Source organism: Paraburkholderia sp., assembly GCF_036488505.1.
Classification (GTDB): domain Bacteria; phylum Pseudomonadota; class Gammaproteobacteria; order Burkholderiales; family Burkholderiaceae; genus Paraburkholderia.
In genome coordinates this window covers 1-7,026 of record NZ_DASXHN010000480.1, presented here as the reverse complement: position 1 = coordinate 7,026, position 7,026 = coordinate 1, and the positions used below count along the sequence as shown (strand labels likewise).

Genomic DNA, 7,026 nt, shown 5'->3' with positions numbered 1-7,026 from the left:
TGGCCTTCGGCCCGAACCCAGGTGTCACCCGTCATCTTTAACCGCCCCCGCCACGCCGTTTCCCTCCACCCTTCCCCATGACGTGTATCATTCGTTCCCTGCGCTGTTCTGCGCTGGCGATTCCCGTATTGTCGAACGCTCGTTCGTGACCTGTTTCCGAGGCGGCCGAGTTGCCATTGTGATACGGGTTCCAGCCCGACTCCCGCAGCTCGACGCCGCCGCGCAAGGCGTGGCATACCGGTCGCCACAAGCCGCCGGGAACCGCCCGAACCCCTATCCGTGACCGCCAGACCCGATGTCAGTCTCCGAACTCAAACGCCGCCGCACGTTCGCGGTCATTTCCCACCCGGACGCGGGTAAAACCACGCTGACCGAAAAGCTGCTGCTGTTCTCCGGCGCGATTCAGATCGCCGGTACCGTGAAGGGCCGCAAGAGCAACCGCTATGCGACCTCCGACTGGATGGAGATCGAAAAGCAGCGCGGCATTTCGGTCGCGAGCTCGGTGATGCAGTTCGAGTACGGCGACTGCGTGATCAACCTGCTCGACACGCCGGGTCACGAGGACTTCTCCGAAGATACTTACCGCGTGCTGACCGCGGTCGACGCCGCCGTCATGGTGATCGACGGCGCGAACGGCGTCGAAGCGCAGACGCTGAAGCTGCTCGAAGTCTGCCGCAGCCGCAAGACGCCGATCGTCACGTTCATCAACAAGCTCGACCGCGAAGTGCGCGAGCCGCTCGAACTGCTCGACGAAATCGAACAGCACCTGGGCGTGTCCGCCGTGCCGTTCACCTGGCCGATCGGCATGGGCAAGGACTTCCAGGGCGTCTATGACGTTCAGCGCGATCAGGTGCGCGTATTCCGCGCAGGCCAGGATACCGCCGGCGGCGCGGTGGAAACGCTACAGGCGCTCGGCGACGAGGAAGGCGAGCGCCGTTTCGGCCAAGCCTGGGTACGCGCTAAGGAAGAGATCGATCTGATCAGCGGCGCGACGCCCGAATTCGACCGCGAGCAATTCCTCGCCGGTCAGCAGTCGCCGGTGCTGTTCGGCTCGGCCATCAACAACTTCGGGGTCAAGGAAATTCTGGACGCGCTGGTCGATCTGGCGCCGCCGCCGTCGATGCGCATGACGGTGCAACGTCCGGTGCAGCCGGACGAGCCGAAATTCACCGGCGTCGTATTCAAGGTGCAGGCGAACATGGACCTCGCGCACCGCGACCGCGTCGCGTTCATCCGCGTGTGTTCGGGGCGTTTCGAGCGCGGCATGGCGCTGAAGGTGACGCGCTCGAACAAGACATTCCGTGCGAACAACGTCGTGACGTTCCTGTCGCAGCGCCGCGAAACCGTCAGCGAGGCGTATCCGGGCGATATCATCGGGATCCCGAATCACGGCACGCTGAGTCTCGGCGATACGCTGACCGAAGGCGAGCAACTGCAATTCGTCGGGCTGCCGTTCTTTGCGCCGGAAATTTTCCAGACGGTCGAGGTGGTCGATCCGATGCGCGCGAAACAGCTCGGCGAAGCGCTGAAGCAGCTCGGCGAAGAGGGGGCGATTCAGGTGTTCCGTCCGGAAGCCGGTGGCCTGATCATTCTCGGCGCGGTCGGGCAACTGCAGTTCGAGGTGGTGTCGCATCGTCTGTCGACCGAGTACAAGGTCGACGTGCGCATGGCGCCCGCGCGTTACCGTCTGTCGCGCTGGGTGACTTGCGACGACGCGGCCGAGTTGCGCCGCTTCACCGATTCGTACTCGGCCCGGATCGCGCTCGATGCGTCCGATGCGCCGACGTATCTGGCCTCGCATGTGTCCGAAATCGAAGTCGCGCAGAAGGCGTGGCCGAAGATCGTGTTCAACGAGTTGCGCGAGCATTCCGGGGCGCCGTTCAGGAAGTCGATGTAGAACCTCACGCGGTCATGCGACCGCGTCGCGCAGGTTCACGCTGAGAGCCGCGTCATCGAACGCGGCCTTTTCTTTTCGACGTGCGATGTGCGCGGCGCGTACGCCGCCTATCCAAACAACATCCCGCGCGCTCCCCCCACTTCGCCTATGCTGACGGAACCGCGCCTCGCCGCGCGGGCCGCCCCTCTCCATTACCCGCATGGAGCGCCCCGTGACCGTCCGCAATCTCGATGCTCTGTTTCGACCCAAATCCGTCGCCGTAATCGGCGCGTCAGAACGGCCGGGCAGCACCGGCGCGATGGTCTGGGCACGCGTGCTCGAAGGCAACTTCACCGGCCCGCTGTGGCCGGTCAATCCGAAGTACGACACGCTCGGCGGCCACGCGGTGATCCACGATGCCGGCGATCTGCCGCAGGCGCCCACCGTCGCGGTGATCTGCACGCCGCCCGCGACGTGGCCCGCGCTGATCCAGCAGCTCGGCGCGATGGGCACGCGCGCGGCGATCATCATCGGCGAGGTGCGCGACGACGACGACCGGCTCGCGGTGCGACACACGCTGTCGGCGGCGCGCCCGCATCTGCTGCGCATCGTCGGGCCTGGCAGCCTGGGCGTCGTCTCGCCCGCGCTCGGTGCGCATCTGGGCGCGCCGTCGTGCACGGTCAAGGCGGGCGGCGTCGCGTGGGTGTCGCAGTCGAATGCGCTGACCAACGCGGTGCTCGGCTGGGCACAGGCGCGCGGACTCGGTTTTTCGCACGCGGTCGCGCTCGGCGATGAGGCCGACGTCGATGCCGGCGACGTGCTCGATTACCTCGCGAGCGATCCTGGCACGCGCGCGATCCTGCTCGAACTCGACAGCGTGCGGGCCGCCCGCAAGTTCATGTCGGCCGCGCGCGCGGCGGCGCGCAACAAGCCGGTGCTCGCGCTGCGCTCGGGCCGTGACGATCCGGCCGACGGGCTTTACACCGCCGCGTTCCGGCGTGCCGGGCTGGTGCGCGTCGACGCGCTCGATGATCTGCTCGACGAAATCGAGACGCTCGGCGTCGGCCGCGTGGCGGCGGGCGGCGCCGCGACGCTGATCACCAGCGACCGCGGCCTCGCGACGCTCGCGCGCGACGCGTTCGCCGCCGCTGGCGGTGTGCTTGCGCCGTGGCCTGCCGAGGCATCCGACGCGCTGCAACAGGCGCTGCCTTACGCGAGCGGCGGCAATCCGCTGCTGCTTGGCGATACCGCGCGCGCCGAACACTTCGGCATCGCACTTCAACTGCTCGCCAGCCATCGTGAGACCGGCACGGCCTTCGTGATCCACGCGTCGACACACGGCGCGCCGGTCGACGAAGTGGCGCGGGCGCTGATCGCACATCAGCGCTTCGCGTATCGCGGCTTGCTCGCGTGTTTCTTCGGCGGCGTCGATGCGACGATGCGCGACGCGCTGCACGCGCAGGGGATCCCGGTTCACACGACGCCGCAGCGGCTCGCGCGCGCGTTCGCGCGTCTGGTCGATTACCGGCTAGGCCGCGAACTGCTGATGCAAACGCCGGAGGGCTTGCCCGCACAGGTCCCCGAATCGATCGATGCGGCCCAGGCGCAGGCCCGTGAGGCGCTGGCGGCGGGGCAAAAGCAGCTCAGCGACGAGGCCGCGGCGCGGTTTCTGGCGAGGTTCGGGTTGCGGGTTGCGGATGGCGGCCGCAATGACGGCGCGGCGAGCGGCGCGACCGGTGCGGTGGACGGCACCGCAAGCGCCAGGGCAGACAGCGCTGCAAGCGTCGGCACGAACGACGCCCAAAACCCGTCCACCGCAAACGCGATCGTCGATCTCGCCATCGAACTGCACGACGACGACAACTTCGGGCCCGTGTTCCGCTTCACGGCGCCGCCGGTCGATGGCGTGTCGGACGCATTGCGCGTCTACGGCCTGCCGCCGCTCAATCCGATGCTCGCACGCGATATCGTCACGTGTTCGCATTACGCGCGGCTCGTTGCGCCGGAGCCGACGCTTGCCGCGCTGACGGCGTTGTCGCAAGCGGTTTGCGAGGTGCGCGAGATCGTCGGGCTTGCGTTGACGCTGAGGGTCTACGTGGACTATGTGGTGGTGGTCGGCCCCGTGCTGAGACTGGGCGCGCAGCGCAGCCGCCTCGCGATCGTGCCTTATCCGCGCCGTTTCGAGGAGACGCTCGACTGGAACGGCATGCGCGTGACCGTGCGGCCGATTCGTCCCGAAGACGAAATCGCGCATCGCGATTTCGTGCAAGCGATGACGCCCGAGGATTTGCGGCTGCGTTTCTTCGGTGCGGTCGGCGCGTTCGATCACTCGCAACTCGCGCGCATGACACAGATCGATTACGACCGCGAAATGGCGCTCATCGCGACCGTCGTCAACGAGGACGGTGCCACGCAGACGCTCGGCGTCGTGCGCGCAATCGCCGATCCCGACAACGACACGGCTGAATTCGCGGTGGCCGTGCGCTCGGACCAGAAAGGACGGCGTCTTGGCCAACTGCTGATGCAGCGGATCGTCGCGTACGCGCGGGTGCGCGGGATTCACTGGCTGGTGGGGGAGGCGTTGCGCGAGAACGCCACGATGATCTCGCTCGCGAAGTCCTGCGGTTTCACGATTACGAGGACCGAAGATCCTGGCGTGGTTGCGTTCCGGATGGCGCTCGACGAGACGAACGGGGCGGACGCGAAGAGCGAGCCGCCGACAGACCGGCAACAGCCCAAGCGTTGAATGCGCCCCGGTGCCGCAGCGAGATCGCGCATCGCGAGGTTGCGGCATCGCTGTTGGGTGCGGTTCGGGACAGTGGCTTGATCGAGGTGCGCGAGCGCCGAATGTGGCGCTGGAAGCTCATCTTTTGTCTTCATCGGCTTAACGGACAAGCATAAAAAGTACTGTCAATTCGAAACAGGTGTCGACTGGGCTCATGGGTGGACGATCCCGAAGGCTAAAAGTACCAGGCCTTGCAAAGATCGCGCTTTACGCTCATCGCTACTTCTTATGGCTATCTTTAAGGTCGGATCCAGATGAGCACACCTGCGTTAGCGACACTCAGGACGCGCGTGAAACGCCGCATCAAATGGCCGCTGATTGCGCTCGTGGCATTACTCCCCGATAGCCTGCAGTCGGTGCTTTTCATTCCCCGCGTTCGGCGCCTCGGCGAGCGCGTGCCGGTTCTACGCGTTGTTTATACCGGCTGCTATCGCACGCATCCGATCGATCGTGAGCTCGGTACGGACACCGGCGGCCTGTTTCCGCCCGAGCCGCTCGATGGCATCGGCGCGGAGAGCGGCAATCTGCCGTACATGGGTTCACAGCCGAGCATCGTGCGGCGCGTGCTTTCGCAACTCGGCGATGTACGCGGGCATACTTTCATCGATGTAGGCTGCGGCAAAGGACGGTCCATGATGGTGGCGACCGAGTTCCCTTTCGACGCGGTGCTCGGCTACGATCTCGCCGCGCCCCTCGTGGGCATTGCGAACAGGAATGCAAGGATCGTGGCGCGTGCACATCCTGAACGCACGCCGATGCAGGCGTTCTCGGCGGATGCGCTCGAACTCGAGTTCGCCCACCGCAAGCTGGTCATCTTTCTGTTCAATCCGTTTGGTTCGAGCGTGATGTCGATGCTGCTCGACAGTCTGGAGCGCGCGTTGGCAGACGGGTCGATAGAAACATTGAGGGTGGTCTATATCTACCCCGTCTGCGCGCATTTGTTTGACGCTTCGCCGATGCTCGCGCGCGACTGGTCCGGCTGCGTGCCGTATGACCCTGCTGAAATTGGTTACGGCACCGAGGAAAGGCAAGATGTCGTCACCTGGAAAAGCGTCGCCAAGCCAGAGCACGCGCTTTCATCATGATCGTCATGGATTCCACTCGTTGAATTGACACGCGCGCTCGCCCGAAGCCGCGTTCGGCGGCGCGCGTGCCACGCGCCGATGACTTCACGCTCACCTCGCTCGCCACGATACGGCCTCGATCGGCCGCTGCTGGTCGCTGACTACTTTGAAAATGCACATGCCTGTAGCCTGGGATTTACCCGGCAAAAAAGAGAGTGCGCGACCACCCGTATTGCGAAGCTCATGTAGATGTCGATTCGTCTAAACGTTTCGGAGAGCCGCGCAAACCGGACCTCTTCCCATATCGCGGAGTACAAACACAAGCTGAATGTATCGACGCAGACAACGCCACTACCAATACCCAGCTGCTAAGTTTCTTTTTTGCGAATCAAACGATGCTCGACAACCGTAATTTAATCGTTTAGCGTATCCAGGAACGAAATACCGATCACGAACGGCGTCGGTAAATAATATCTTGGTGATGTTTGTTCAACGGGCGAAGGGAAGTACCGGACCGCGATAGCCAACCATGCTTTGCTGTCTGGAGAGTGGCAATGAATTCGATACAACGCAGCGAGCGCGCCAAAGACCATTTTTCTGCGGCGACAAATACGACGGAAGTGGAAATCGTCCTATTCGACGGCTTCTCATTACCGAAGATCGCCGCCATTATCGAGATCTTCCAAAGCGCCAACGAGTCGATGCAAGCGCAAGCTAACTGGCAGCCGCGCTATGCGGTTTCGCTGTTGTCGTCGCCAGGCGGAAGGATAGCCAGTTCATCCGCGGTGGAGGTGTGGACTGAAAGGGCAAGCTTCGACAGCGCCACGAATTCAACGGTTCTGCTGTTCATTGCCGGAGGCGCGGGCGCGATGCGGGCGGCGTGCGACGACCGGCTTTCCGCCTGGGTTCGCCGACGCCACGCCATCAGCGCGATCGTGTGTCCAATCTCGGAAGGCAAACTGATTCTGGATGCCGTCGGCTTAACCGGCCGATATGACCTGCGCTCCAATGAGCTGCACGGCGCATGTCGGATGCACGAGCAAGAACAATGGACAAATCCAACCGGTCCTATTCGGACGGTGCTTCAGGCCGTCGAACAAGACCTCGCCGGCAAGCTAACGGCGAATCATGTGACTCACGCGCCGCTACTCTCGATGCGGGTTGCGTCAACAGATCGCGTTTCCTCACGTGTGCCGTCTTTTTCGCGCGTCAGCGACAAGATCATCGCGTCCGCGCGCTGGCTGGACGCGAACGTCGATCGTCCGATTTCCATCGGGTTGGCAGCCGATGTGGCCGCGATG

At 64.1% G+C, this 7,026-nt stretch carries 4 protein-coding genes; all 4 read left to right on the top strand.

The features are described from left to right. Positions 1 to 295 precede the first annotated feature (295 nt). Positions 296 to 1,897: a peptide chain release factor 3 gene (locus VGH68_RS27500; RefSeq protein WP_331606881.1), complete on the top strand. Its 1,602-nt coding sequence runs from the start codon at positions 296 to 298 to the stop codon at positions 1,895 to 1,897. 211 nt (positions 1,898 to 2,108) lie between these two features. Beyond that, positions 2,109 to 4,622 carry a GNAT family N-acetyltransferase gene (locus VGH68_RS27495; protein WP_331606880.1) on the top strand — a complete coding sequence of 838 codons (2,514 nt, stop codon included), beginning with the start codon at positions 2,109 to 2,111 and terminating at the stop codon, positions 4,620 to 4,622. Positions 4,623 to 5,293: 671 nt separating this feature from the next. Then, complete coding sequence (locus VGH68_RS27490) at positions 5,294 to 5,746, top strand: hypothetical protein (protein WP_331606879.1); 453 nt, start codon at positions 5,294 to 5,296, stop codon at positions 5,744 to 5,746. A gap of 533 nt (positions 5,747 to 6,279) precedes the next feature. Next, positions 6,280 to 7,026, top strand: a 747-nt coding sequence (locus VGH68_RS27485; protein WP_331606878.1) for an AraC family transcriptional regulator, incomplete at its 3' end; no start/stop codon positions are given.

What these genes read in the sequence shown, in the direction of transcription:
- VGH68_RS27500 (WP_331606881.1), top strand. Translation starts at nt 296, where the DNA reads ATGTCAGTCTCCGAACTCAAACGCCGCCGCACGTTCGCGGTCATTTCC.
- VGH68_RS27490 (WP_331606879.1), top strand. Translation starts at nt 5,294, where the DNA reads ATGATGGTGGCGACCGAGTTCCCTTTCGACGCGGTGCTCGGCTACGAT.